The following is a 2,768-nucleotide window of genomic DNA, read 5'->3' on the forward strand; positions in this document are numbered from 1 at the left end:
GCGCCGCACCGAGCTCACCGCCCAGGCCAACGCGACGGCGGCGTCCGCCGCAGCGGGAGCCACCCGTGTCACCGGCGAAGCGGAGGCCGCGGCCACGAAGGCCCGCGGTGACGCGGCGGCGTCCGCCATCAAGGCCAAGGCCCTGGCGGAGGCGGATGGCATCAAGGCACGTGCCGAGGCGCTCGGAACAAACCAGGAAGCCGTCATCTCCCAGCAGCTGGCCGAGAACATGCCGGCCATCATCGCGGCAGCGGCGGAACCGTTCGCCCACGTCGGCCAGTTCACGGTGCTCAACGGAGGCGAAGGCATCAACCGGATGGTCGGCGGTATCCTGGCACAGGTCGGCGACTACCTCCCCGCACTCCGGTCCGCACTCAAGAACGGCAGGGAACCCGCAAAGCAGCCGCCGAGAGCCCCCGATGCATAGAGAGGTCAACCGGAGCCTGACCGGCAAGATCGGCCGGGTGACCGGGCGCATCGGACCGGGCACCATCGGAGAAGTCATGCTGCCGTTCCTCGGCGGCACGAGCGCCTTCCACGCCCACCCCTTCGATAAGGAGAGCGTCTTCGTCGTCGGCGAGGAGGTGCTGGTGATCTACTACGAACCGCCCCAGACGGTCTTCGTCGAGGAGCTCCCGGACGTCCTCAAGAAAGACGCGCGCGGCTAGAAGGGCCAAGCGGCTGACGCTCCCGGGAGACCAGCCGCGGCAGGGTCGGCAGGGTGGCCGCCGTTCAGGGAACGGCATTCACCCATTTGCCCGTATTGGCCGCTTCGAGGTCCGGCTTAGCGACCATCCTTGGCCAATCGGGCTTCGTTCGAGCCCTCGAAGCTCGGGTCGTCGCCCCCGACAAACTGTGTTGAGCCACCCATCCCCCGCACCTGCGTGTTAACCCACTCTTCCCCCACAGGCCACACCCGTGACCCCGCGCCGTCAGCCGCCGCGGCGACGGTGGAGGCGTGAGGATCGCATTAGTCGCCGAATCATTCCTGCCGCAGATGAACGGGGTTACGCACTCCATCCTTAGGGTCCTGGAGCATCTCCAGGACCGCGGCGACGAGGTGMTGGTGATCGCGCCGTCGACGCAGGACACAGACGTCCCTGACCACGTCCACGGCGCACACGTCCACCGGCTCCCCTCAGTGCCGCTGGCCGGCTACACGAACGTACGCGTCGCGTTGGGCGGTGTTGCCCGGGTCAAGCGAATCCTTGCCGGCTACGCCCCCGACGTCGTCCACCTCGCTTCACCGTTCGTGCTCGGCTGGCGGGCCGCCCAGGCCGCGCACCAGCTCGGCATCCCCACTGTGGCCATCTACCAGACCGAGGTCCCCGGCTACGCCTCCCGCTACGGCGTCCCGTTCCTGGAGAACTGGGCCTGGAACCGGGTGGAGCAGATCCACCTGCTCGCCTCGCGCACCCTGGTCCCGTCCACGTTTGCGCTGAACCAGTTCCTCGGCCGCGGCATTCCGCGGCTCCAGATGTGGCGGCGCGGCGTGGATACCGCACGATTCAACCCGGAAAAGCGCGACGACGCGTGGCGGGCCTCGGTGGCCCCGGACGGCGAGCGCATCATCGGTTACGTCGGCCGGCTCGCGGTCGAGAAGCAGGTGGAGGACCTGGCGGTGCTCGCCGATCTGCCCGGCACCCGGCTGGTGATCGTCGGCGGCGGACCGCAGCGCGAAGCCCTCGAGGCCGCGCTCCCCCGGGCCGTGTTCACCGGGTTCCTTGGCGGCGAGGCGCTGGCGCGTGCGGTGGCGTCCTTCGACCTTTTCGTCCACCCCGGCGAGTTCGAGACTTTCTGCCAGACCATCCAGGAGGCCATGGCGTCCGGCGTCCCGGTGGTCGCCACCGGCCGCGGCGGCCCGCTGGACCTCGTGGAGAATTCGCGGACCGGCTGGCTCTACGCTCCGGGCGACCTCGCCGCACTACGGGCCCGGGTGGCGGACCTGACCGGCGACGACGCCAAACGCCGCGCCTTCGCCGCCGCCGCCCACGCCTCGGTCCAGGGCCGGACCTGGCATGCGCTGGGCGAGGAGCTGGTGCGGCACTACGAAGCGGTCCTGAACAGTTCAACCAGCCCGAGTTCAACCAACTCCCGTTCAACGGCCAGAGGAGCAACCCTGTGAAAATTTCGGTGATCGGCTGCGGCTACCTCGGCGCGGTACATGCGGCCACGCTGGCCTCGATGGGGCACACCGTCGTGGGGATCGACGTCGACGCCGCCAAGGTGGCCCAGCTGGACCGCGGCGCTGCACCCTTCTTCGAGCCCGGCCTGGACGAGCTCCTGCGCGACGGCCGGGCCAACGGCCGGCTGACCTTCTCCACCAGCTTCGCCGACGCCGCCGGCGCGCAACTGCATTTCCTCTGCGTCGGGACGCCGCAGTCCAAGACCTCCGACGGCGCCGATCTCAGCTACCTGGTCTCCGCCGTCGAGTCCTTGCTGCCCTTCCTGGCGCCGCGCGCCGTCGTCGTGGGCAAGTCCACCGTCCCGGTGGGAACGGTGGACATGCTCCGCGGGGTGCTGGCCGGCCGGCCGGATGTGCTCCTCGGCTGGAATCCCGAGTTCCTCCGCCAGGGCACGGCGGTCAAGGACACCCTGGTGCCGGACCGGCTGGTGTACGGCGTCCCGGGCGGCGCGGACCCGGCCCGGCAATCAGACGGTGCACGGCAGCCCGACGGTCCCGGCGCAGCCGTCACCGCGGCGCTGGACGCGGTGTACGCGCCCCTGCTCAGCGCCGGAATTCCGCGGCTCATCTGCAACTTCGCCAC

General features: G+C 70.1%; 3 protein-coding genes and 1 pseudogene. All 4 read left to right on the forward strand.

The features are described from left to right. On the forward strand, positions 1 to 427 hold a 427-nt coding region (locus AB4Y86_RS16160), incomplete at its 5' end, for a flotillin domain-containing protein (RefSeq protein WP_441403196.1). Next, a complete protein-coding gene (locus AB4Y86_RS16165; protein ID WP_441403197.1) occupies positions 420 to 668 on the forward strand; it encodes a hypothetical protein in 249 nt (82 codons plus the stop codon). The genes AB4Y86_RS16160 and AB4Y86_RS16165, both read left to right, overlap by 8 nt. A gap of 290 nt (positions 669 to 958) precedes the next feature. Next, the gene (locus tag AB4Y86_RS16170) at positions 959 to 2,125 is read left to right on the forward strand and encodes a glycosyltransferase family 4 protein (protein ID WP_441403198.1); all 1,167 of its coding nucleotides are present in this window, start codon (positions 959 to 961) and stop codon (positions 2,123 to 2,125) included. After that, positions 2,122 to 2,768, forward strand: a pseudogene (locus tag AB4Y86_RS16175) (UDP-glucose/GDP-mannose dehydrogenase family protein); the annotation flags it as partial. The gene AB4Y86_RS16170 and the pseudogene AB4Y86_RS16175, both read left to right, overlap by 4 nt.

The organism is Arthrobacter sp. 2YAF22_2 (assembly GCF_052114645.1).
Classification (GTDB): domain Bacteria; phylum Actinomycetota; class Actinomycetes; order Actinomycetales; family Micrococcaceae; genus Arthrobacter.

What these genes read in the sequence shown, in the direction of transcription:
- AB4Y86_RS16165 (WP_441403197.1), top strand. Translation starts at nt 420, where the DNA reads ATGCATAGAGAGGTCAACCGGAGCCTGACCGGCAAGATCGGCCGGGTG.